Raw genomic sequence first — 24,943 nt, 5'->3', positions numbered from 1 at the left:
GTCTAACATGAAGGTGGATTGGCTGATTGTCGGAGCTGGATTCACGGGTGCTACACTCGCAGAGCGGATTGCCAATGAGCTCGATCAGAAAGTGTTGGTAGTAGAGGGGCGCAATCATATCGGAGGAAATGCCTATGATTGCTATGACGAGCAGGGGGTACTGATTCACAAATACGGTTCGCACACCTTTCATACGAATTCCAAGCTGGTCTGGGACTATTTATCGCGTTTTACCCAGTGGCGGCCGTACTTCCATGAGGTGCGTGCCTATGTCGATGGCATAAAAATACCGTTGCCTTTCAATCTAAATGCATTGTCCGCATTGTTTTCTCCGCAATATGCTCAGAAACTGGAGAGCTTGCTGATCCGTCAATATGGATTCGGGGCGAAGATTCCGATTCTGAAGCTTCGGGAAAGTGCTCATGCAGAGCTTGGCTTTTTGGCTGAGTTCATTTATCAAAAAGTATTTCATCGGTATACGATCAAGCAATGGGATTTGAAGCCGGAGGAGCTGGATCCGTCTGTTTCCGCAAGGGTTCCTGTGTATGTCAGCAGGGACAATCGCTTTTTTCAGGACACGTATCAGGGAATTCCGTTGCATGGCTTTACAGCTATGTTTCATCGCATGCTCGACCATCCGAATATAAAGGTGCTCCTCAATACGGACTATCAAGAAATCGCGGATGAAATTAGGTATAAACGAATGATCTACACCGGCCCGATCGATTCCTTTTTTGGCTATAAGCATGGGCGATTGCCTTATCGAAGCCTGCGCTTTCATTTTGAAACGCATCAAAAGGCATGGTATCAAGAAGTGGGGACTGTCAATTATCCCAATGAGTATGATTTCACCAGAATCCTCGAACAAAAGCACCTCACAGGTCAAGTCGTTCCTCACACAACTATATCCTTCGTATATCCACAGTCGTATTCACCTGGCGAAAACGAGCCGTATTATCCAATTCCCCGCAAGGAAAACAGTCAACGGTACCGCCTCTATAAACAAGAAGCGGAGCAAATACGCGATCAGGTGCTTTTTGCGGGCAGACTCGCGGACTATCAATACTACAACATGGATCAAGCGGTGGCGCGGGCATTGACCTTGTTTAAGCAGATTGTCGCAGAATAGTTAGGAAGGCTTCTCTTTTGGAATGAGCTTGCTCACATAGATCCAGCCCTGGGGTGTGTACACAAAAACAGGCTCGTACTCGTCTCCCCACAGCTTCAAGATTTTCGTTAGAATGTACTTTCTTGCTTTTGTCCATTGCGGCCAGTTTTTTGTGTGGGAATTGTTGCTCTCGTGAATCAAATAATGATAGAGGTTCGCATCGACCCAGTGAATATCACCTGTTCCGATCAATTTTAATAACATGTACTTGTCATGAGAAAACCTTCCCTGCATGGGATCGTCATATTCAAATCCGCCGACATCACGAACCGCTTGTGTCCGATAAAAACGAGGCCAAACCATTGGAGCTTCCAGGTAATCATACTTATTTTCATAGATCCGAGGCCGCATGATTTCGGATAGTTCACGCGTGTCACCCACTTCCCTCCAAAAAACGGTGTTGGAGAACACGACGTTCGTGGTTTCCGGCTGGCGTTCCATCTCATCCAACAAAATTTCTAAGGTTTTTCCGTCGAACCAGTCATCCGAGTCAAGTGAGACAAAGTAGGGCGTATCAATTCGTTCCAGAGCAGCAGCCATTGTTTTTCCAATCCCTGAATTTTCAGGGAGTAGCACATAGTGAATGCGGGGATCACCGAGGTACTTTTCGACGATGGCTTGTGTATGATCAGTAGAGGCGTCATCTACAATGAGGAGCTTCCATTCCTTGTGTGTTTGGTTCAACACACTTTCGATGGCTGTGGGGAGATACTTCGCCCGATTATAGGTTGGAATCACGACGGTAATGAGCGACATGTTACCTGCCTACCTCCTTATTGATCTATGACAACGGCTTGCTTTCATTAGTTTATTACGGACTTCTATTCTTGACCCTCACCCTGACAACTGAACGTATGAACATGATCCGGCATAAGCTTAAGAGATGCTCAAGGGAACTTACCGGAATCAACATTACGGCACAGCCTGAAGAAGGGGAGTAGAAACGGATGAAAACAGCTTTCCTTACAGGAATTACAGGTCAGGATGGGGCTTACCTGGCAAAATTTCTGCTGGAGAAGGGATACCATGTGGTGGGACTGGTTCCACGTCGGAGCACAGTGGACAGGTGGCGGCTGGAGTATTTGAACATCGCAGATCAGGTAGAGTACAAGGACGGCGATCTATTGGATGTGTCGTCGTTGACGCGTGCGCTGAAGGCATGTAAACCAGCGGAAGTGTATCATTTAGGTGCACAGAGCTTTGTCGGTTCGTCGTGGGAACAACCTATTTTGACCGCGCAAGTAACGGGAATTGGTGTCCTGCATGTTCTGGAGGCGATTCGGGAAACGGACCCTGCTATCAAAATGTATCAGGCTTCGTCAAGCGAGCTGTACGGATTAATCCAGGAGCCACAGCAATCGGAGCAAACGCCTTTTTACCCAAGAAGCCCATATGCAGTCTCCAAGCTGTTTGGCTACTGGATGACCAAAAACTATCGGGAAAGCTTTCAGATGTTTAGCACCAACGGCATTTTATTCAATCATGAATCGCCTTTGCGTGGACTGGAATTCGTTACGAGGAAAGTGACACATGCTGTTGCAAGAATTGCCGCCAACAAGCAAAAGGAGCTGCGGCTGGGGAATATTCAGGCGAAGCGGGATTGGGGCTTTGCTGGAGATTTCGTAGAAGCGATGTGGCTGATGCTCCAGCAGGATAAGCCGGATGATTATGTCATCGCGACAGGAAAAACATCGACGGTGGAAGAAATGTGCAAAATCGCCTTCGATTATGTTGGGTTGAACTACCTGGATTATGTCGTGATCGACCCGGAATTGTATCGGCCAGCAGAAGTGGACATTTTGTTGGGCAATCCGGAAAAAGCGAAAAGAGAGCTCGACTGGACACCGAGAACGAAGCTGGAAGAGCTCATTCACATGATGGTCGAAGCGGATATGAAGCGGGTTGCCAAACCATAAGAGAAAGCCTATTTAGGACACCCTATTTCCGATTGCGGGAGAAAAAGGGGTGTTTTTCTTTTATTTGATCATGAAGGTAGCCTGATTATCGAAAAGGACAACCTATTAATGGTTATGGGGTAACTCATTCATCGTGCGGATTGCTATTTTTGTCCCGCTACTCACGAATAAAATAGCAGAAAATTCAATATTAACTGTCACATCCTTGCGTTGGCACGCTAATTGCTTACTGTAGAAAAGTACAATCATTCTACTATTCACACTCAAAGGAGACTTGCTATGAACGTCGTTGCCAACGTATACCGGGGAGAACAGGTAGAGAGCTCACATCTTGGACATATCGCAGTTGTTGATTCGCAGGGGAGATTGCTCTATTCGTACGGGGACCCCCATCGCCTCACATATGCACGCTCCAGTATGAAACCGTTGCAGACGATTCCGGTTATCGAGACGGGGACGGCAGATCGGTATGGTTTTGAGCCAGCTGATCTCTCGCTCTGTTGCGCTTCTCACAGTGGAGAGCCACGCCATCGCACACGGGCGCTCTCGATGCTTGCGCGAGCAGGTCAGCCAGAAGCGGCATTACAATGCGGGACACATGTGCCACGTCATGAGGAGAGCTACAAACAGCTAATCCGGGAGGGCAAGCCGCTCACACCCGTATTCTCGAATTGCTCCGGTAAGCATTCCGGCATGATTGCCACTGCGACACATATGGGGGAGGACGTGACTACCTATCATTTGCCTACCCATCCGGTGCAACAGCGAATTCTCGAAGTAATCGAGGACATAACAGGCTACCCCAAAGAAAAAATCAACCTCGGGACAGATGGATGTGGGGTTCCCGTCCATCAATTGCCGCTCGCTCATTACGCGTGGGCCTTCGCTAAGCTGGCGAGACCAGAGGTGATTGAGAATCCGGAGCGACGAAAAGCTGTTCAGCGAATTACGGGTGCCATGACCGCTCATCCCGAAATGGTCGGGGGCGAGAATCGATATTGCACAGACCTCATGTCAGCATTTAGCGGTCGTATCGTAGGGAAGGCAGGCGCAGAGTCCGTGTATTGCTTGGGCGATAGAGAAACAGGATGGGGCATAGCCATCAAGATCGAGGATGGAGGACCACGAGCGATCAACCCGGTCGTCAATGAAGTGCTTCGTCAATTGGGAATCGGCATGGACGGTCCATTGGAAGCGCTCGCGGAATATACCAATCCGCCCATTACAAACATGAGTGGGAACGTTGTTGGACGGATCGAGACTTCCTTTCGTCTCGCCAAGACAGATTTTTCATTGCGTGTATAAATGGCATTCCCAGCGTGCCGTTTATTCATAAAGCATCAAAGGCTACATGTTGTTTAAAAAGAAAAGGGGGTCACATGCAATGAACATGCGAAAAGGATGGAAGCTGCTTAGTACTGCTGCACTTGTCACTGTTCTTGCCATTACGGGTTGTAGTCAGTCGGCAACGCCGACACAGCCAGGAGGGGGAGGGACAGCAGGTCAAGCGTCCACAGATTCAGGTGGACAAGCAAATGTCGCAGCAAAACTCAAGCTCAATTTGAAGACCGAACCACCTTCCCTCGATCCTCCAAAGGGCTTTGACAGTACTTCCAACGAGGTGTTGAACGCCACAATGGAAGGCTTGGTTCGACTGGACAAGGATCACAAGCCGCAAGCAGCCATGGCCGAGAAATGGGCGGTGAGTGAGGATGGAAAAACGTATACCTTTACCCTGCGCGATAGCAAATGGTCGAATGGTGAACCAGTGACAGCGCAGGACTTCGAGTTTGCGTTTAAGCGCATTGTCGATCCAAACAATGCATTCCCTTCTGCTTTCCTCGCCTATTACATCGATGGAGCAGAAGCGTTCAACAAAGGAACAGGAAATGCAGATGGCGTACAAGTAAAGGCCGTAGACGAGAAGACGTTTGAGGTAAAGCTGAAGGCGCCAACAGGTTATTTCCTCCACATCCTGACGCAGCCGACCTTCTTCCCAGTGAATAAAAAAGTCGTGGAGAGCAATCCGAAATGGGCAGAAGGCGCTGCAAGCATCGTGACGAATGGACCGTTCAAAATGGAAGATTGGGTTCATGACCAGACAGTGAAGCTGGTGAAAAACGATGGCTACTGGGACCGTGATTCGATCAAATATGCGGGAATCGAGTTTGTCATGGTCAACGATGAAAATACACAATTCCAAATGTACAAAACAGGTCAGCTCGACATGATCCAGACCGTTCCCAATGATATGAAGAAACAGTTGATCGATTCCGGAGAAGCAAAAGTGGAGACGGAAGCGTCCATCTACTACTACCGAATGAACACCACAATTCCTCCGTTCACGAACGCCAACATTCGGAAGGCATTTGCACTGGCCATCGATCGCAAAACCTTAATCGACAATGTCGTGCAAGGGAAGCAAACACCTGCCATGGCCCACGTGCCATTGGGCTTCCCGGAGCCAGACGGAGCGGATTTCCGCACAAAGGGCGGAGATTTCTTCAAGGATAACGATGCAGAGCAGGCAAAAGCATTGCTGAAAAAAGGGATGGAAGAAGAAGGCTGGACAACCCTGCCGCCTGTCACCATGACCTATAACACCAGTGATGCACATAAGGCCATCGCGCAAGTTTTGCAGGAAATGTATAAGAAAAATCTTGGGGTAGATGTGAAGCTGGAAAACAAAGAGTGGAAAGTATTCTTGGCAGAACAGCGTGCCCGCACCCTTCAATTCTCCCGCTCGACGATCCCTGCCGACTACGGAGACCCGGTCAATTACCTAGAGCTGTTCGTGACTGACCATCCTGGGAATCGTATCAATTACAGCAACAAAGAGTATGACGCACTGGTCGAGAAGATTCGCAACACCGCCGACGAACCCGAGCGCTTCAAGCTCATGCATGACGCGGAGAAAATTTTCATGGATGATATGCCACTCGTACCTATCTATTTCGGGACAAAAGTATTTATGGAGCAGCCAAACATAAAAGGAATTATTCGCCATCCAGTCGGTACGATTGACTACAAATGGGTAGAAATCGGTAATAAGTAGTAAGTAAAATAAGCGAAGACAAGAGCGAATATTCGAAACGTTCTTGTCTTCACTTTACATCTTGGAGCGGCTGAAATGGACAAAAAATCGATCATATTTATTGCGAGAATGGATGAGTTTCTACAGTCTGTCGTTAGTCAATACCATGAATTGGGAATCGGCGATGATATCCATGTCGAGGCGATGCGAGTCGACCAGCTTCCGTTACGCCCGATCACGCCTGGTGCTCTCGTCATTGTATCCACCAAAAGGATCGTCCCTCTTGTACAACCGTATATGCCGAAAGAATCCAGCATCATCATTGCCAAGCGAATGCTGCCGTATCATAATTTACGCGGCATGCTGGAAATCCCGAAAGGCGTGAAAGTGCTTCTCGTCAGTGACACCAAGGAAACTGCTGAAGAAAATGTGGAATTGCTGCGTGCCTCAGGGATGGATTTTGAGCTGTATCCCTATTATCCAGGTGCTGACTATCCACCTGACATCGAGATTGCGGTTACGCCAGGAGAGGCAGAGCATGTCCCCGCCCACATTCGTAAAGTCGTCGATATTGGGTATCGGATCATCGATTTATCTACATGGCTTGCCATCTACTCTCATTTTAAAAACGGTAATTTTCAAAAGGTGACCGCACGCGCTATGCAATCGTTGGTCGATATCACCAAAGAGCTGAACAACGAGATTCAGCATGCGCATCTGTTGAGCAAATATTTGGAGGCCATCGTCAATCGAATCGAGGACGCAGTGATTGCCATGGATGAAAAAGAAAACATCCGTTTTGTCAATCAGAAAGCAATCGATACGTTGCAAATGGAAGGGAATGAAGTCGTCGGTGAGCGGGCGTCCAATTGCTTGCCCGCGAGTTTTTATCAGTTGATCCGGCAGTGTGAAGAGAACAAGGATGTTTTGGTAGATTGGGCGAACAAGACCTACTTTTTCCGCAAAATGCACATCGTCATGGAAGGCAGCTTTCTGGGGAGTCTGCTCTTGTTTCGTCAGGCGGCAGAAATTGAAAAGCTGGAGCATGATTACCGCATGCGCCTTTACAGCAAAGGATTGATAGCCAAATACCAGTTTGATGATTTTTATGGGGAGAGTGCCCCTGTACAAAAAGTCATTCAGATTGCCCGCAAAATCGCCAGAAGCAACTCCACCGTGCTGTTGTTGGGAGAGACAGGGACAGGGAAGGAATTGCTCGCCCAGGCTATCCATAATGCGTCGCCACGCAGAAGAGAGCCATTTGTTGGGGTCAACTTCGCTGCTATATCGGAATCTCTTTTGGAAAGCGAGCTATTCGGCTATGAAGAAGGGGCTTTTACCGGAGCGCGTAAAGGTGGACATATCGGCTGGTTTGAATTGGCCCACAAAGGGACCATTTTTCTTGATGAGATCGGGGATGCCAGCACCGCTATTCAAAACCGATTGCTGCGTGTATTGCAAGAACGTCAGATTATGCGCGTAGGAGGGAGTAAGATCATTCCGACAGATATTCGCGTCATCGCCGCAACGAATCAAGACCTGCAGCGGATGATTGCGGAAGGAGCCTTCCGTGCTGATTTGTATTATCGCCTGAATATCTTGCCGATTCATTTGCCGCCGCTACGGAACAGACGGGAGGATATCCCGTGGTTGGCCCAACAATTTATAAAAAAATATTCCTATGATTTGCGCCGCCCGCCGTTTACGTTGACCAATGAAGCGATGCGAGCGCTCCATGAGTACGATTGGCCTGGAAATATTCGCGAGCTTGAAAATGTAATCGAGTATTTAGCGCATGTCGTGGAGGAGGAAGCGTATCCGTATCATTTGCCGTTTCTACGGGAAATACCGGAAGCGCCGTTGCCTGTAGATGGTCTACACAATGAATGTGAAAGCATCGTTACTGAATATAAAAAGCGAGGATTTCTAAATGAAATGACCGCTATTTTGCAGGAGCTGGGACAAGGAAGCGGTGGACGCTATACGCTACTTGCGCAGTTGCAAGAACAAGGTCACTCGGTTACGTTGCAACAGCTGCGCTATCGCCTGAAGCTTTTGCAGCAGGATGAGCTGATTCAAGTGGGAAAAGGAAGACAAGGAAGTCAGATTTCCTCGAAAGGTGAATCGTTTCTTGCCTATTTACATCGGATGAAAGCAGGGGAACGTATATGAGCGATTACTGGAGGCAGCAAGCGCTTCTGCACAGAGAGCAGTACCTGGATGATTTGAAATCCTTTCTTTCCATTAACAGCATCGAAGACATGACGACGGCAAAAGAAGGAAAGCCATTTGGTGAAGGTGTTGCCGCGGCGCTTGAAGCCATGCTCGGACGCGGTGAGCTGGATGGCTTCCAGATCAAAAACCTGGATGGTTACGCTGGGACAATCGAGTTCGGCGATGGGAAAGAAGAGATCGGTGTGCTCGTTCATATCGATGTTGTCACTGTGGGAGAAGGCTGGACGACCCCGCCTTTTGAACCGAGCATTCGCAACGGTCGCATCTATGCACGGGGAGCGATTGACGACAAAGGCCCAGCGATGGCTGCGTACTATGCGCTGAAGCTGGTCAAGGATTCAGGCTTGCCACTGACAAAACGCGTGCGCATGATCATCGGAACGGATGAAGAGAGCGGCTGGCTGTGCATGAAGCATTTTGCCCAGCATGATCGCATCCCACCGATTGGCTTCTCACCTGATTCCTCCTTTCCGATGACACATGCCGAGAAGGGACAGATCAATCCGACATTGACGATTCCCGTGATGGAAGCAATCGAACGAAATGGAGCATGGCAGTTAGCGTCGTTTGTCTCCGGTGATCAAGGCAACAGTGTACCCGAAAAAGCAGTCGCTCTAGTACGACTGGACTCCGAGGCACGGCAGGAGGTCGTCCTTTCCCGATTGGCGGAAGAATGGGAGATGTTTCTGAATAAAAATCACACAACTGGTCGTATGGAGCTGGTAGGGCTGGGACAGCTGCAATTCACGCTCGCAGGAAAGCCAGCTCATGGGATGGCGCCATTCCAAGGCGTGAATGCGGGAACCTTGTTGGCTACTTTTTTACGAGCGTACCCGTTTGGTGGCTCCTGTTTGTCTTTTCTTACGATGTTGGCTGATGTCTTGCATGAAGATTATTTTGCTCACCATCTACATATGGCTTGCGAGGATGAAGTGTCAGGTAAGTTGACGGTCAACGCGGGGATTTTACATTACGATTCCAGCGAAGGGGGGACAGTTCGGCTCAATATCCGCTATCCGGCGACCATTTCTTGTGAAGAATACGTTGAGAAATTGAAGCAAAGGACTGCTGAGCTGGGCTGGACGCTTTCCGCTCTGCGGACTTCCAAGTCGCATTTTGTACCCAAAGATCATCCTGTGATCCAAACCTTGTCGCGCGTGTACGAGGAGCACACGGGAGAGCCAGCGACCCTTCTTTCCTCAGGAGGAGCAACTTACGCCAAAATCATGCCGCATGGTGTTGCTTTCGGTCCGCTCTTTCCGGGGAAGGAATCTATGGCCCATCTCGCTGATGAATATGCCGAGATTGACGACCTGCTGCGTGCCATGGCGATTTACGCGCATGCCATTTACGAGCTGGCTAAGTAAACGAGGAGGACTTCCATGTCGAACTATCTGGTAAAACGTATTTTGATGATGTTCGTCACCCTGTGGATTATCGTGACGCTGACGTTTGCCTTGATGCATGCCATTCCGGGGAACCCGTTTGCCTCCGAGTCGGATCAGTTGCCCGAGCAAATTCTCAATAATTTACGTGCCAAATACAACCTGGACGAGCCGTTGCCTGTTCAATACATTTTATATCTGAAAAATCTGTTAATGCTCGACTTGGGCCCATCCATCAAGTCAGACTCTCGTGGAGTCAATGACATGATTTCTGATGGCTTTGCTGCATCTGCTTGGTTGGGTGCGCAAGCGATCGGGGTCGCACTCCTTTTCGGCATTACATTGGGCATTATCGCAGCGCTTAATCGCAACAAATGGCTAGACTACGTTGCCATGGCACTTGCCGTATTGGGGGTAGCGATTCCGAGCTTCATTATGTCACCGCTTCTGATCAATTTTTTCGCGATCAAGCTACCGCTCTTTCCCGTTGCGACATGGGGTACCTGGATGCATACGATACTGCCTTCGCTGGCGCTCGCCTTTGGTCCAGTTGCGGTCATTACCCGCTACATGCGTGCCAGCATGATTGAAGTCATGAACCAGAACTACATTCGAACAGCAGAAGCAAAGGGGATTCCGATGTTTATCATCGTCGTCAGACATGGAATTCGCAATGCGATTCTGCCTGTTGTCACCTTTCTAGGACCTTTGATTGCTAGTTTGATAACGGGGACCTTTGTCGTGGAGAAAATCTTTGCGATTCCCGGCATTGGCAAGTATTTCGTAGACGGCATTTTCAACCGTGACTATCCGGTCATCTTAGGTACGACGATTTTTTACAGTGCGATTCTGATTTTTACCATTTTCCTGATTGATATCGCATACACCCTGATTGATCCGCGGATCAAGCTGACCAACAAGGAGAGATAAACTGTGGCGATGGAGCACAAAGTAGACCCGTTATTTCGTCCGTTGGCGAAAAATACGCAGGCGAATGTCATTGCGCGACCCAGTCTCAGCAATGGGCAGCAGGTCATTCGGAAGCTGCTGAAAAACAAGCTGGCTATGCTCGGGCTGTTCATTATTCTCGCTTTGGTTGGCATGGCGATCATTGGCCCGAATCTCGTGCCGTATAGTTATTCCGATCAGAGCTTGCTGACAAAAAATCAGGAAATCTCAGCAGAGCATTGGTTCGGTACGGACGAGCTGGGACGTGACATGTTTGCCCGTACGTGGTATGGGGCGAGGATTTCTTTGACGATTGGCATTGTCGCGGCATTGATCGACCTGGTCATCGGGGTGACAGTCGGGGGCATTGCAGGCTATATGGCAGGACGAGGCAAACGAGGGGATCGCATCGATACGATCATCATGCGTATTATCGAGGTTTTGTATGGGCTGCCGTATTTGCTGGTCGTCATTTTGCTCATGGTGGTGATGGAGCCGGGAATGCTGACGATTATTATTGCCCTGTCTGCTACGGGTTGGGTTGGCATGGCGCGGTTGGTGCGCGGACAAATCCTACAATTGAAAAATCAAGAGTTCATTTTGGCTGCCCAAGTACTGGGAGCGAAGTTTTCACGAATTTTGCTCAAGCATCTGATTCCCAACACATTTGGCGTCATTATCGTCAATTTGACCTTTACGATTCCATCGGCCATTTTTGCGGAGTCGTTTCTCAGCTTCCTTGGACTCGGTGTACAAGCTCCCGTCGCCAGTTGGGGGACGATGACAAACGATGGCTTGGGCGTTATTTTGACGGGTGATTGGTGGCGACTGTTTTTCCCGGCATTGATGATCTCGCTGACGATGTTCGCCTTCAACGTATTCGGCGACGGTTTGCAGGATGCGCTTGATCCGCGTCTACGCGATTAGAGACGACAGGGGGAATGAGGATGAATCAGCATTTGCTGACAATCGATGACTTGCGGGTGAATTTCAAGACGTATGGCGGAGAGGTTCAGGCCGTGCGGGGCGTGTCCTTTTATGTGGACAAAGGGGAGACGGTTGCCATCGTAGGGGAGAGTGGATGTGGCAAGAGCGTTACGGCTCAAGCGATCATGGGATTAATCCCTCATCCACCTGGAAAAATCGTCGGGGGAAGGGTTGTATTTGAAGGAGCCGAAATCAGCCACCTGCCCAAAAAAGAGCTGCTGGGTATTCGTGGAACGCAGATCGGCATGGTCTTCCAAGACCCGATGACAGCGCTCAATCCGACGATGAAGGTAGGGACACAAATCGTAGAGGGGTTTGTTCGCAGTCACCAAGTATCGAGAGAGGAAGCGCGAAAGCGAGCGATCGAGATGCTTTCCCTCGTAGGAATTCCCGATCCGGAAAAGCGAATCGATCAATACCCGCACCAATTCAGCGGAGGGATGCGTCAGCGTGTGGTCATTGCAATAGCTCTTGCTTGTCAACCCAAGCTGGTGATTGCGGATGAGCCGACGACAGCACTGGATGTGACGATTCAGGCGCAGATTTTGGATTTGCTCAAGCGACTGCAAGAGGAACAGGCGTTATCGGTGGTGATTATTACGCATGATTTGGGAGTCGTAGCCGAGATTGCTCATCGCATGGTTGTCATGTATGCGGGGATGGTAGTAGAGACTGGGACGGTTGAAGATGTTTTTGCAAATCCTCGTCACCCGTATACATGGGGACTGATGCGCTCGCTCCCTCGTCTGGATGAAGGCGAAAAGCAACGGCTGATTCCCATCGAAGGCAGTCCGCCGGATTTGTTCAATCCACCAGTCGGCTGTCCGTTTGCTGCCCGCTGTGATTTTGCGATGGAGATATGCGAACAACAGATGCCCGTGACGAGCGAATTCGGTCGTGGACATCAGGCTGCTTGCTGGCTTCACGATCCACGGGCACCGCGAATAGAGGAGCTCGTGGCAGCGGGGAGGCAGGGAGTATGACAGAAGCATTGCTTGATGTTCGCGATTTGAAGAAGTATTTTTCGCTTGGAACGGGATTTGATTTGAAAGCAGTCGATGGTGTTTCGTTTACGATCAACAGAGGGGAGACATTCGGTCTGGTCGGCGAAAGTGGCTGCGGGAAGTCTACGCTGGGCAGGACGATTATTCGCCTGTATGACCATACAGATGGCGAAGTGCTGTTCAAAGGGAAGAACGTTCATCAGCTTCGGGGAAAAGAAGCGGGGCAGTTCAATCGGGATGCCCAGATGATTTTCCAAGACCCGCAAGCAAGTCTGAACCCGCGTATGACCGTAGAGGATATCATTGCAGAGGGCTTGGACATCCACCATTTGAACCGCGGGATGAGACGAGAGCGTGTGGCGGAGCTACTCCATCTAGTGGGCTTGCATAAGGACCATGCGCAGCGTTTTCCGCATGAATTCAGTGGGGGACAGCGCCAACGGATCGGAATCGCGCGTGCGTTGGCAGTGGAACCGGAATTTATCATTGCGGACGAGCCGATCTCCGCACTCGACGTCTCGATTCAAGCGCAAGTCGTTAATTTATTGGAGGATTTGCAGCATGATCGTGGATTGACTTATTTGTTCATCGCGCATGATCTGTCCATGGTCAAACATATTTCCAACCGGATTGGCGTCATGTATTTGGGCAAAATGGTCGAGCTGGCGTCGAGCTATGAACTGTACGCTCGTCCGTTGCACCCCTATACGCAGGCTTTGCTCTCTTCTGTGCCAGTGCCTGACCCGACGGTAAAGCGAGAGCGTATCGTTTTGCAGGGAGATTTGCCAAGTCCAGCGAACAAGCCGAGTGGCTGCGGTTTTCGCACACGCTGCCCACTTGTTCAACCTCGTTGTGCGGAAGAAGTGCCGAGGTGGCAAGAGGTACAACCCGGGCATTGGGTGGCATGCCATTTGATAGAGTCGTAAGAGAGGAAGAAGGGCTGTTCCCGATCGATGGGACAGCCCTTTCTTGTGAGATTATAAATAGTAGAAACAGGTAAGAACGATTGAGAAGACAATCAGTCCAGTACCCGATGTAAGAAAAAGCGAGGTTCCGATTCGCACGAACGACTCCTTCTTTTCCTCGAAAGCAGGGTCGTTAGCTTGAACGATGTCACTGTCCATCATGCGCGGCTTGCGAAAGAACATCCCTTTCAACTGTTTGAATCCACGCAGAAAAATCGTGAAAAATCCGGAGCGTGTCACGACGGCAATACTCCCTACGATCAACAGGAAAAGACCGATTAAAAAACTCTGGTTAATCAATGGCACCAACGTACCAGCTTGAATGGTAATTCCTAAAATCACACTGCTGATCACGGAGAGAGCGAGTAGGAGAATGAGCCATTTTTTCAACGAAGAAGCACATCCTTTTTATAGTGTGGGTGCAATACGCTCTGCTTCTCGCAAAAATGCTTGAACGGCAGGTGGGGCTTCACGAAGCGAACGTACAGCCAAGCCGATTTGCCGAGAGAGAGGCGGTGTGATTTCTATGACAGCGACATCGGGTAGTTGCGCTGGTAGAGTCAGTGACGGAACGACTGTCACCCCAACACCGCTTTCTACCATGGCTAGTATCGTTGTATTATCAGCGATCTCATAGACAACATTCGGCGTAAGCCCAACTTTGGCAAACTCCGCGCCAATCAACAAGTGACAACCCGCCATGGGCATGAGAAACGATTCGCTGGCTAATTGCTCCAAGGTGAGAGATTGCTCTTTTGCCAAAGGATGCTGGGCTGGCACGACAGCATGCAGGGCGTCTGTCGTCAGCAGAATTCCCTCTAGCTCGTCATCGGGCCACACATGAAAACCGACATCGACAACTCCCGAGCGAATCCATTCTTTTATTTCTTGATAGCTACCTTCATATAGCTTTGTTTGCATATGCGGATAGTGACTTTCTATCGACTTTAGCAATTTGGGTAGAAGCTGAGCGGTTACGCTGGGAAAAGAAGCAATCCGGAGCGTTGTCTCCACATGCTCGCCTGATTCGGTAGCCACCTGTTTAATCACTGAGACGTTTTCTAATATGATCCGGGCAGAGGCGACGATTTTTTCACCAGCTGCGGTCAGCTTAACACCGCTGCGATTGCGGGTGAACAAGGAAATACCGAGCTCTTTCTCCAGTGCGCCGATCGTATGACTTACACCCGACTGGCTCAATCCGATTTGTTCCCCAGCTCGCGTGAAGTTGCCAGCGTTGGTGACAGCCACAAGGACTTCCATTTGAAACAAAGTCATAGAGCTTCTCCTTTCATGAAGTTTTTATCATGGTTGGTATGCGAAAGCTTCATTTTACAGCGCGCTTGCACCACTTTAAGATGAAAAGCAAGAGAAGCATTCGTTTAACAAAAGGAGAGAAATAACCATGAATCATGTGAGCGTATATCATGTGGACGCCTTTACGAGAGAGCCGTTTGCAGGCAATCCCGCGGGCGTCATCCCGGAAGCAGGTACTTTGACTTTACACCAAATGCAGAAAATTGCCAATGAGTTGAATCTTCCTGAGTCTGCCTTTTTGATGCCATCCGACCATCCAGAAGCTGATTTTCGCATTCGCTATTTTTCTCCTTCGGTTGAGATCGATTTCTGCGGCCATGCGACAGTGGGTTCTGCTTGGCTATTGGCAACAGAGCGTGGATGGTTGGAAAAGGGAAGCCGTATCGTGTTTGAGACAAACGTTGGTTTGATTCCTGTTCAATTGATGATGGAGGATGGCCAGTTACAGCGAGTGGAAATGACGCAAATCAGGCCTTCTGTGAAGGAGATTGATGTAGACAGCGAAGAGGTAGCAAGGCTTGTTGGCATAACATTGGCCGATCTGGATGATCGCTATCCGATGAAACTCGCTTCCGCTGGAAATAGGCATCTACTCGTTCCAGTCCGCACCCGTCAGGCAATCGATGCAGCTCAGCCATTGCTCGCTTCCCTCGCAGAAATGAATAGGCAGCACGGCATCACAACCACCCATTTGTTTACGTGGGATGCTCCTGAAGGCTATGACTTGTATACGAGAGATTTTGCGCCTGCGATTGGGATTGCGGAAGATCCTGTAACAGGTGCTGCAAACGGGGCTTTGGCTGGCTATCTGGCATTGGAAGAGTTGCTGCCCGCTGGAAAAGTGACAGCGCTCGTCATAGGGCAAGGACATGCGGTTGGTCGGCCAGGAAAGCTCTACGTAACGGTTGATCGATCTGGAGTGGAGCCTGTTATTCGTGTAGCAGGTGAGGCGCATTTGACGATTGCGGGGCAAATGAGAGGATAAATAAGGAAAAAAGAAAGGCGTTCTTGTCTAAGAACGTCAGGCTGTCGAGAAAGTCGACAGCCATTTTTATTTCACCTAGTTTTAATACGACACCGCGTTAATTTGTTGTATTTCTTATAATTAATGATAAAAATCCGCAAATGCATTACGAATTGGTGTGCCTTGATGAATTGGTCCCAGAGGATCATTTATTAAGAGTCATCCAGAAACATATAGATTTCTCCTTCAGCCGAGAAAAAGTACGTCAATATTATTGCGAGGATAACGGTGGACCGTCGATTGATCCTATTGTTTTATTTAAAATGATTTTCATTGGATACCTTTACGGTATCCGCTCAGAGAGGCAGCTCGAAAAAGAAATCCAAACTAATATCACCTGTCGCTGGTTTCTTGGCCTTTCTTTAACAGATGGAGTTCCAGATCACACAACAATCAGTTGGAATCGTCGAACCCGTTTTAAAAATCAAATGTTTTTCAGGAGATTTTTGATGAAATTGTGCGCTTGGCGATTCAGTATCGAATGGTCGCTGGACGTGTATTGATAAGTGATTCCACACATCTTAAAGCAAATGCGAATAAACGAAAATTTAAGAAGCATGTCAGCGAGAAAACGAGTCGTGCCTATCTCAAAAGATTTAGAGGTAGCAATTAATGAAGACCGTGAGGTACATAGATAAAAGGATTGAAGCCTAGAGAGGGTGTGATGGAAGAAAAGGAAATCAAGGTTACCACTGATCCGGAAAGTGGCTACATGGTTCGAGACAGCAAGCCCGAAGGCTTTTTCTATCTCGATCACCGGACTGTCGATCATAAGTACAATATTATTACCGATGTCCATGTCACTGCTGGCAATGTCCATGATTCCGTTCCTTACATAGATAGGCTGAATCTCCAAATTGAGAAGTTTGGGTTTCAGGATACAATTGAAGCTATTGCATGAGATGTTGGTTATTTAACTACTCCAATCTGCAAGGCACTTCACGATATAAATGTATTTGCTGTCATCGGTCATCGTGCCTTTACACCTGTTAAATGGCGTTTTAAATATGATTCGGAGTGCGATGTGTAAACATGCCCTCAAAAACATAAGCTTACTTATTCGACTACCGATCAAAACGGATACAGAATGTATACGTCCAATAAAGAAATATGTAAAACTTGTCCAAGGCTTATTGAGGAAGAGAGTAAGGGATGGGTTCGACAGAACCGTTTAAGTAAATCGGGGAAATATTTATATAGATTAAGATACCAAACCATGGAGCGAAGCTTTGCAGATGCGAAAGAACTGCATGGGCTTCGCTATTGTAGGTTACGCGGACGCGAAAATGTCCAGTTGGATTATAATTTAAGGATATTTATTAATCCTACAAATCATGAAGTAGAGGACGTTATTCTCGAATTAGGAAGAACCATGGATTAATAGGTTAGCCTTGGGGTTGAGAATACTCCAAGGCTTTTTCTATGTCATCCAGTGCCGTGCCGAATGGATGGAGCAATTGTCCCGAAAGCAATTACCCGTTGTTTTTACTAAGACGAGGATCGTCTGCCGATCCACGCGAGCAATTAACCCCAAGTCCCCCTTCGTCAAAAGCCAGTTGCAACCACCAATTTTTTTCTACCAATAAACATATTTGAACCATAAAACAATGACAAAACTTGAATATTATGGTATTTTCTCTGTAAAAATACGTCACGCCTCTCGCATAATCTCGAGTCGCACGAAAGGAGATCGATAGATTTGCTCATAGCCATAAACATGATCTTTCTACTTATCTTTGCCTTCATACTGGCAAAACTTCTCACCCTACTAAAACAAACACAAGATCAGGTCCATCACTTCCACCCATTCATCCCGGAAACCGGACCAGCAATCGGCACCAAACTACAATCACTACCTTTCCGCACGCTAAACGGTCTAGAGCAACAACTAAATCACCTGCCTCGTCCACTCATCGTAAACTTCACACATACAGGCTGCGGGCACTGTGCCAATCATGTACACGAACTATTATCCCAGGGAAGGGTGCTCACAGATGCATCCGTTATCATCTCGACAGAATCCGAGCACATATCCACTTCCCAATGGCTGAAAGAAAACAACATATCTGGCATCCCTGTCTTGATCGGTAACGAACCCATGCTGGAAGCATACCAGATCAACCATTTCCCCAGCGTTTTCGTAATCGATGAACAGGACGTCATTCGTGCCAAGCCGATAACCGCCGTGGAAACCAAAAAGAAGCTCCTGGCGCTAGCAGGTGAACCAGCATGATTCGCTCCTATTTTGCAAAAACCGTTCGATTAATTTGGACACATGGCAAGCTATGGCTCATTTGCTCTATTGCCCTCAGAATCATCCTGGCATTTTCCCCGTTAGCTACGATCTGGATCATGAAAGAAATGGTGAACGAGGTTACAGCCATTGCGCTGGACCACACGGATGATTACCAGCCATTGCTTTGGCTGCTTGCTGGATTGTTTTCCGTGACGTTGGTGACGAATGCGTTGGAAACGGTCTTGCGTGTTCTCAATGCCCATACGGAGCAACGACTGGAATATCATTTGGAGCATATGGTAGCAAAGAAAGCAGCATCTGTTCCGCTCTCCTATTTCGATGATCCGGAATTTTACAATCATCATCATCGCATTCGGGCAGAAGCCATGGGGGAACGCTTCCTGGACCCTCTGGAAAGGGTATTGGATCTCGGGAAAAATCTGATTACTCTGATTTCATTTGCGGTATTTTTGTTTAGCATTCACTGGGGATTAGCTGTGATGAGCTTGCTGGCCGTGATCCCGCTGTTAATTGTCCAAATCAAATTTGGTATGTCGGAATACTATCTCGCAAGGCTACAGACGCCAGAGATTCGCGAAGCCTCCTACATCAGCTCGATCCTGAATGAGCGCGACAGCTCCAAAGAGGTCCGACTGTTTCAGCTCAAGGACTTTTTGCTAGGCAGATGGTCTCGCCTGTTTTTGAAAAATATGAAAGAGGTACTTCGTCTGCTCCACCGCAGAGAAAAAGCACTGATTCTCTCAGGGATATTTACCTCCTCGATGTATATTGGCTGCTTGGGATTGGTCGTATCGCTGCTTCGTGCGAGCGCCCTGATGATAGGGGATTTTGTAGCGATTGCACAAGCGGTACAGAATACGCAGCAGCTGCTTTCGCAAATGACCTTTAACCTCGCACATATCGTCAACAGATGCTTGTACATCGCTGATCTGTTTGACTTTCTCGAATACGAGGATAAAACGATTCCGCAACTCACTGGCAAAGCTGAGTTTCCCACCAAGCTGCAGTCTGGTATTACGTTTGATCGGGTTTCGTTTTGCTATCCCAAAATGGAGCGCAATGTGATCCATGAAGTTTCCTTTACGATCAAGCGGGGGGAGCGTATTGCGATTGTCGGGGATAATGGCTCTGGAAAAACGACGCTCGTCAAATGCCTGATGGGTCTTTATCCTATCCATTCAGGAAATATTCTGTTCGACAATCAGTCGATTCGTGAGCTCGATATTTCCGACCTGCAACGAAATATCACGGTCATTTTCCAAGACTTCATACGGTACAACTTCACTGCTGGAGAGAACATCACCATTGGGAGAGTGACGCAGGAAGTCAATCCCGCCAATATGAGGCAAGTAGCGGTTGAAACCGGTGCAGATACCTTTATTCGTCGTCTCCCCAGTGGATACGATACGATTTTGGGGCGGACGCTACAGGATGGGGAAGACTTATCAGGTGGACAGTGGCAGAAGATCGCGTTGTCGCGGGCTTTATACAGAAGAGGTGAGATTTTTATTCTGGACGAGCCTACGGCGGCACTTGATCCGCAGGCAGAGCTGGAAGTATTTCAGCAGTTTGATGCCCTCACCCAGAATAAGACGGCGATTTTTATTTCCCATCGGATGGCTGCGGCACGAATGGCGGATCGGATTTTTGTCATGAAGCAAGGCCAGTTGATCGAAGTCGGGCATCATGATGAGCTCATGGATGCAAACGGAGAATATTCGCGTATGTACCGCATGCAGGCGAAATGGTTTGCATAACAAAGGAGGGGTGTTATGGAGGAGCTTGGGCTGCTGTTTCGGCTGATTCTTGCGTTTTTATTTCTCAGCACGTTTATTTCAAAAATAAGGGATATGGGCACGCATTTGTCCATTGTGCGAGCCTATCAGATCATACCCTACTCGTGGTCAAAAAGCTTTACGTATCTGGATCTGGGGTTGCAGGCCATCGTAGCGGTATCCTTGCTAATCGGACTGTTTACAACGCTGGGACTGTCCCTGGCGATTCTGTTGCTAGGGGTGTACACGCTTGCGATCAGTATCAATCTAGCAAAAGGGAGAAAGAAGATTTCATGCGGATGCGGCGGAATGGCGGGAAACCATTTTTTATCGTGGAAGCTTGTTTTGCGTAACCTCGTATTCATCAGTCTGGCAGTCTGTGTGGGGCAATGGAGCGGGGGTTGGGCGAGTGTTGACCATTATTTATTGTCCGGCAGTTTCGAAATCACCAACGGAGTTATGGCTATCTTCTTTTCGAGTGTATGCATCTCACTGCTCATGGCTATTAGCGGAGAAATTAGTACGTTCAAACATATTTTGCGAAAAAGGTAGGGATGAACATGTCTACAGGCTGGATGATTGGGTTCGGGGTATTATGGGTGACGGTCATCGCAATTTTAGTCGTCTTGTTTCAAGTATTAAAGGTGGTCGGGACGTTCATTAATAAAATGGAGGCAGCAGAAGAGTACAGTAGAAGAAGCGACAAACATATGAATTCCTGAAATTTCAGAAAACGCTTTCAATTTTCGTATAATCATTGTATTATATACCTGTAAATACAATTTATACCAAAGGGGCGATAAGAATGTTCAAGAAATTACTCCAAAAGCTCGGAGCAAGTGGATTTGCAGGATGCCAAAAAGGATGCATAAAAAATGGTCCATTGTGTGAATGCCCTTGGTAGTTTTTCAGACACATAAGTAGAGCAAGACTGTCTCGCAAGTAGAGAATTCTACTACATGAGGCAGTCTTGTTTTTTTGCTAAACCGAAAATTAACGTTCTAAATCTAAATGAAGTAAAGGAAAGGGCCTTCCGGAACCATCCAGTTCAGATCGTCCTGTTTGCACAAATCCATACCGTTTGTAGAAAGCATAAGCCCCTTCGTTTTGCTCGTTGACATCTACTTTCAAATGAGGGCCATACTTACGCTCTGCATGTTCAAGTAATCTGCTCCCAATCCCTTTTCCGTGATATTCTGGATCAACGAACAGCATTTCAATTTTCGTTCCATCAAGCCCAATGAAGCCTACAGGCTCTTTCATTTCGTTTATTTCCATCCATACCTCAACGGCAGATAGTGCTTCATTTTTTACCATGTTTTTGTAAAACGAAATATCTTCCTTTGTCAAAAAATGGTGCGTACGGCAAACGGCACGATACCAAATATCTACCAATTGATCACGATAGCTGGCTTCATAAACAACAGTTTTGGTATTCATCATGAACCCCCCTGATTCAAACTAACAAACAAAAAAGAGCGCTCTTGAGAGCCTATTATATAGAGTCGCCAGGAACTTTCCTATCTTGTTCACAGTTTTTCTATCCTCCCAGAATAATCTGACAACTAAAAAGGGGGAAGGGTGCAAAAAGATACGAGATGTTTCATGGAAAAAACGGGATTTTCTCGCTTTATTTAGCAGAATTTTTAAAATATTTCGGACATCAATTCTCGGATTGAGCTATACTGTCTTTATGGAACAATCTTCTAATTAGTGGGGGCGGAAAGAATGAAAAAACTCGTTTCTTTGGCAGTCGTTGCAAGTATTGCGATCCCGTTACTAAGTCCAACTTTTGTCCAACAAGCAGCTGCAAACGCTATTCATGACTATCGGAATGAAGTTCAGGTCAACCAGTTCCGCCCACATGGGGGAGATAAGCAGGAAGTGAATGATTTCATCGCGTCCTTGGTGAAGCAACGATCCAATCCTGCTGAAGTAGCAAAGCTGGTAGCAGATGACTCCTTGACGAATTTTGCGATGAAAACCTATATGGAAGGATTGGCGCAATACAAAAACATTCAGGTGATCGAAGCAAAGGTAGACAAGCTGTACACCGTCACGAAAGAGGACGCCTTCAATAATTATCGCGCGATTGTAAAATTCAAATACGTCGGGTATACCGCCGATAACAAGGCCATTGAAAAAACGGATTATCTCGGCTTGGCCAGACTCGGGACAGACCCGGTAAACTGGAAGGCGTGGGGCGTCATTTGGCAGGACTCTGGCATCGATGTGTCAGATGTGAAGCTGATTCAGTTAGAGAAACCGCGCAAAGGTGAAGAAGTATGCGTGATCACGACAGATGCGGGTGTGATCAAGCTGAGGCTGTTCCCGAACAAAGCTCCAAAAGCGGTGGAAAACTTTAAAACACTTGCGAAAAAAGGGCAATACAACAATATGATTTTTCACCGTGTGATCAACGACTTCATGATTCAGGCGGGAGATTTGAAAGGGCCGGATGGCAAGGAGCTGCCGAGTATTTACGGCGAGTCGTTTGAGGACGAGTTTAACCGGGATCTGTTCAATTTCAGAGGAGCACTCAGCATGGGGAACGCTGGACCTAATACCAATAGCACGCATTTCTACATTGTACAAAGCCCGAAGGTAGATCAGGAGTACCTCGATTTGTCGGCGCTGCCGCTGAATGCAGAAGCGAAGTATAAAGAAATTGGCGGACGAGCTTACCTCGACAATCGTCACACTGTTTTTGGTCATGTATTTGCCGGGATGGAGGTCGTAGACAAGATCGCAGCCCAGAAAACAGATGAGAATGCAAAGCCCATCCAAAATCCGATCAAGGTACAAAAGATCGAATTTGTCCCGTATAGCGAATAAGTTTTGCCAACAAAAACCCCCTCTCATTCCTGACATTTGGGATGAGGAGGGGGTTTGTCAATGAAGGGGAGAGACAAGTCAATACGGCTCCCAGCGCAGTTTTCGTGCTTTTTCGAATCGCTCTTCCACATAGGGCCAGTTGACGATATTCCACCAGTTCTCTACATACTTGTCTCGCTGGTTTTGATACGCCAGGAAATAGGCATGCTCCCATACGTCCAGAGCCAGTAACGGAATCACATCCCATTGTGACAGGTTCTGGTGTTTTTCGGCTGTAAGAATCTCCAGATGATGTGCTCGCGGGGCCCAAACGAGGATCGCCCACCCCGGACCTTCTACCTTTTCTGCCGCCTGACTAAATTGTCTTTGAAAGGCGTCATAGGAACCGAAATACCGATTGATTGCCGCTGTGAGATCACCAGAGGGAGTGCCACCCCCATTTGGACTCATGGATGACCAAAAGATCGTATGCAAGTAATGACCGGCCCCATTAAAGGCTAGCTCGCGTTCCCAATGGCGTATGAGATCGAAGTTGCCACTTTCTCGAGCATCCGATAGCTTCCTCTCTGCTGCATTGAGATCGTCTACATACTTTTGGTGCAGTTTGTTGTGATGGATTTGCATGGTAGCTTCATCGATGTACGGCTCTAAAGCATTGTAAGCATAAGGGAGCGGGGGGAGGGTATGCCGGCCGACAGCCACGGGGCGTGCCGCACGGACTGGCTCACGTGCACCGGGATAGGAAACGGGTTCTGGCACAACAGGCACTTGTACTTCTTCTGCCACCGTTGGCTGTGCATGTATTGATTCCGCAACAGGTTCCTTCGCTTCTTCTTCCAGTTGGTCATCCTCACTCAACTGTGCCAGTCGTAAAAAGTGATGGAATTGCTCCTGCACTTGTTCTGCGCGAGTGATGAGAGCAGGGAGTTCGTCGCTGTCTCTTGTTGTATCAAGCTTGGATGCTTGCCTTCCGATCCGTGTAAATGTTTCTTCGAATTTGTGCAGATGCCGTTCGAGTTCTCGGTTGAGGGTCTTATGTTTTCGCAAATGCTCGATCCATTGTCGCCCCCATTGGCTCCAGTCCAGCAAATTCTTGGCTTCTTCTACCAAAAGATTCTCCTCCTCGTGGGCACATCATCACTCCTCACATTATGAAAGGCGCCTAGAGAAGGTGCGACATTTGCGGAGTACAAGAAATTTCATCTACGCATATGGTAGTAGCACAAATGTTTGAGTGGTATGCTGTACTATATTCATTTCAACAGGGGAGACACATTCGTATGAGTAGAGAACGAGCGATTGCCGTTATTGATTCAGGAGTGGGAGGATTAACTGTTGCGAAGGAAGTCATGCGTCAGCTACCCGAAGAACGGATTGTTTATGTAGGCGATAATGCCCGTTGTCCGTATGGCTCCAAATCGCCGGAAGAGATTCGTACCTACAGCTTTCAAATGATCGACTATGTGATGCGTACACCGTTAAAGGCATTGGTGATCGCCTGTAATACTGCGACTGCCGTCGTGCTGGAGGAAGCGATAGGGGATTTGCCGCTACCCGTCATCGGAGTGATTGAGCCAGGGGCGCGTGCGGCTGTTCAAGTAACGAAAAACGGAAGGATCGGTGTCATCGGGACGGAAACGACCATTCGTACCAAGGCGTATGAACGTGCGCTTTTACGGATTCAGCCGGATCTGTACGTCGCAGGAATGGCTTGTCCCGCATTTGTGCCACTGGTGGAGAGCCACATGGCAAATACGGAGGAAGCGAGAAGAGTTGTAAAAGAAACGCTCGCCCCGTTCTTGCACGAAGATTTGGACACGTTAATTTTGGGTTGTACACACTATCCGTTGCTAGCACCAATTATTTCGGAAGTGATGGGAGATCGAGTACGCCTGATTAACTCCGCAGAAGAGACAGCGCGAGAATTGTCCCTGCAAATCGCGAAGGACACCGAACGCAAGCAAATAGAACGCCCGGAGCATCTGTTTGTGACGAGTGGGGATGCCAACAAATTCCGGACCATTGCAGAAGAATGGCTGGATTGCAAAGTGAACGTCCAGCACAACTCACTGGAAAAAACTGTCCAGCCCTGA

Annotated in this window: 22 protein-coding genes and 1 pseudogene; 18 read left to right on the top strand and 5 right to left on the bottom strand. The window is 48.1% G+C overall.

Annotation, left to right across the window (positions count from 1 at the left end):
• Positions 1-7: 7 nt before the first annotated feature.
• On the top strand, positions 8-1,129 hold the full coding sequence (gene glf, locus ODZ53_RS15715; RefSeq protein ID WP_372678175.1) for a UDP-galactopyranose mutase: 1,122 nt from the start codon (positions 8-10) through the stop codon (positions 1,127-1,129).
• Here glf and ODZ53_RS15710 read toward each other — a convergent pair whose 3' ends face one another.
• Complete coding sequence (locus ODZ53_RS15710) at positions 1,130-1,924, bottom strand: glycosyltransferase family 2 protein (RefSeq protein WP_372678173.1); 795 nt, start codon at positions 1,922-1,924, stop codon at positions 1,130-1,132.
• A 191-nt stretch (positions 1,925-2,115) separates the two neighbouring features.
• Between ODZ53_RS15710 and gmd the strand changes: the two genes are divergently transcribed.
• The 9 genes from gmd to ODZ53_RS15665 all read left to right on the top strand — a co-directional run bounded on the left by gmd (position 2,116) and on the right by ODZ53_RS15665 (position 13,603).
• Positions 2,116-3,084, top strand: coding sequence for a GDP-mannose 4,6-dehydratase (gmd, locus tag ODZ53_RS15705; RefSeq protein WP_372678171.1), 969 nt, complete (start codon positions 2,116-2,118; stop codon positions 3,082-3,084).
• A 279-nt stretch (positions 3,085-3,363) separates the two neighbouring features.
• A complete protein-coding gene (locus ODZ53_RS15700) occupies positions 3,364-4,389 on the top strand; it encodes an asparaginase (RefSeq protein ID WP_372678169.1) in 1,026 nt (341 codons plus the stop codon).
• Between the two features lie 79 nt (positions 4,390-4,468).
• A complete protein-coding gene (locus tag ODZ53_RS15695) occupies positions 4,469-6,139 on the top strand; it encodes a peptide ABC transporter substrate-binding protein (RefSeq protein WP_064200885.1) in 1,671 nt (556 codons plus the stop codon).
• 75 nt (positions 6,140-6,214) lie between these two features.
• Positions 6,215-8,290 (top strand): sigma-54 interaction domain-containing protein, encoded by a 2,076-nt coding sequence (locus tag ODZ53_RS15690; RefSeq protein ID WP_372678166.1) that lies wholly within the window; start codon positions 6,215-6,217, stop codon positions 8,288-8,290.
• Positions 8,287-9,720, top strand: coding sequence for a dipeptidase PepV (pepV, locus tag ODZ53_RS15685; protein WP_372678164.1), 1,434 nt, complete (start codon positions 8,287-8,289; stop codon positions 9,718-9,720). The genes ODZ53_RS15690 and pepV overlap by 4 nt, the downstream gene beginning before the upstream one ends.
• A gap of 15 nt (positions 9,721-9,735) precedes the next feature.
• Positions 9,736-10,668 (top strand): ABC transporter permease, encoded by a 933-nt coding sequence (locus tag ODZ53_RS15680; RefSeq protein WP_372678162.1) that lies wholly within the window; start codon positions 9,736-9,738, stop codon positions 10,666-10,668.
• Positions 10,669-10,677: 9 nt separating this feature from the next.
• Complete coding sequence (locus ODZ53_RS15675) at positions 10,678-11,613, top strand: ABC transporter permease (RefSeq protein ID WP_039960745.1); 936 nt, start codon at positions 10,678-10,680, stop codon at positions 11,611-11,613.
• A 20-nt stretch (positions 11,614-11,633) separates the two neighbouring features.
• A complete protein-coding gene (locus tag ODZ53_RS15670; protein ID WP_372678160.1) occupies positions 11,634-12,656 on the top strand; it encodes an ABC transporter ATP-binding protein in 1,023 nt (340 codons plus the stop codon).
• Positions 12,653-13,603, top strand: coding sequence for an ABC transporter ATP-binding protein (locus tag ODZ53_RS15665; RefSeq protein ID WP_372678158.1), 951 nt, complete (start codon positions 12,653-12,655; stop codon positions 13,601-13,603). Before ODZ53_RS15670 ends, ODZ53_RS15665 begins: the two co-directional genes overlap by 4 nt.
• Positions 13,604-13,654: 51 nt before the next feature.
• Here the strand turns inward: ODZ53_RS15665 and ODZ53_RS15660 are convergent, their stop codons facing one another.
• Complete coding sequence (locus tag ODZ53_RS15660; RefSeq protein WP_056497658.1) at positions 13,655-14,032, bottom strand: DUF3899 domain-containing protein; 378 nt, start codon at positions 14,030-14,032, stop codon at positions 13,655-13,657.
• Between the two features lie 18 nt (positions 14,033-14,050).
• Positions 14,051-14,920: a LysR family transcriptional regulator gene (locus ODZ53_RS15655; protein WP_372678156.1), complete on the bottom strand. Its 870-nt coding sequence runs from the start codon at positions 14,918-14,920 to the stop codon at positions 14,051-14,053.
• Positions 14,921-15,047: 127 nt separating this feature from the next.
• On the opposite strand from ODZ53_RS15655, the gene ODZ53_RS15650 reads away from it, so the two are divergent.
• The 6 genes and pseudogenes from ODZ53_RS15650 (at position 15,048) to ODZ53_RS15625 (ending at position 20,737) form a co-directional block, all read left to right on the top strand.
• Positions 15,048-15,944 (top strand): PhzF family phenazine biosynthesis protein, encoded by an 897-nt coding sequence (locus ODZ53_RS15650; protein ID WP_372678154.1) that lies wholly within the window; start codon positions 15,048-15,050, stop codon positions 15,942-15,944.
• Between the two features lie 140 nt (positions 15,945-16,084).
• Positions 16,085-17,271: pseudogene (locus ODZ53_RS15645) on the top strand (IS1182 family transposase); the annotation flags it as partial.
• Positions 17,272-17,682: 411 nt separating this feature from the next.
• Positions 17,683-18,216 (top strand): TlpA family protein disulfide reductase, encoded by a 534-nt coding sequence (locus ODZ53_RS15640; protein ID WP_372678152.1) that lies wholly within the window; start codon positions 17,683-17,685, stop codon positions 18,214-18,216.
• Complete coding sequence (locus ODZ53_RS15635) at positions 18,213-19,997, top strand: ABC transporter ATP-binding protein (RefSeq protein WP_372678150.1); 1,785 nt, start codon at positions 18,213-18,215, stop codon at positions 19,995-19,997. Before ODZ53_RS15640 ends, ODZ53_RS15635 begins: the two co-directional genes overlap by 4 nt.
• A 15-nt stretch (positions 19,998-20,012) precedes the next feature.
• Entirely contained in the window at positions 20,013-20,567 is a 555-nt protein-coding gene (locus tag ODZ53_RS15630) for a MauE/DoxX family redox-associated membrane protein (RefSeq protein WP_372678148.1), read from the top strand.
• 8 nt (positions 20,568-20,575) lie between these two features.
• The gene (locus ODZ53_RS15625) at positions 20,576-20,737 is read left to right on the top strand and encodes a hypothetical protein (RefSeq protein WP_173604971.1); all 162 of its coding nucleotides are present in this window, start codon (positions 20,576-20,578) and stop codon (positions 20,735-20,737) included.
• A 271-nt stretch (positions 20,738-21,008) separates the two neighbouring features.
• Here the strand turns inward: ODZ53_RS15625 and ODZ53_RS15620 are convergent, their stop codons facing one another.
• Positions 21,009-21,455: an acetyltransferase gene (locus ODZ53_RS15620; RefSeq protein WP_372678379.1), complete on the bottom strand. Its 447-nt coding sequence runs from the start codon at positions 21,453-21,455 to the stop codon at positions 21,009-21,011.
• A gap of 288 nt (positions 21,456-21,743) precedes the next feature.
• Between ODZ53_RS15620 and ODZ53_RS15615 the strand changes: the two genes are divergently transcribed.
• Complete coding sequence (locus ODZ53_RS15615) at positions 21,744-22,850, top strand: peptidylprolyl isomerase (RefSeq protein ID WP_372678146.1); 1,107 nt, start codon at positions 21,744-21,746, stop codon at positions 22,848-22,850.
• Between the two features lie 78 nt (positions 22,851-22,928).
• Here the strand turns inward: ODZ53_RS15615 and ODZ53_RS15610 are convergent, their stop codons facing one another.
• Positions 22,929-23,960 (bottom strand): superoxide dismutase, encoded by a 1,032-nt coding sequence (locus tag ODZ53_RS15610; RefSeq protein ID WP_372678144.1) that lies wholly within the window; start codon positions 23,958-23,960, stop codon positions 22,929-22,931.
• A 170-nt stretch (positions 23,961-24,130) separates the two neighbouring features.
• Here ODZ53_RS15610 and racE point away from each other — a divergent pair, with 170 nt between their 5' ends.
• Positions 24,131-24,943 carry a glutamate racemase gene (gene racE / locus ODZ53_RS15605; RefSeq protein ID WP_199929050.1) on the top strand — a complete coding sequence of 271 codons (813 nt, stop codon included), beginning with the start codon at positions 24,131-24,133 and terminating at the stop codon, positions 24,941-24,943.

The sequence above is a fragment of the Brevibacillus sp. BD137 genome, assembly GCF_041644655.1.
GTDB classification, from domain to species: domain Bacteria; phylum Bacillota; class Bacilli; order Brevibacillales; family Brevibacillaceae; genus Brevibacillus; species Brevibacillus brevis_D.
This window is presented reverse-complemented; position numbering and strand designations above follow the sequence as displayed.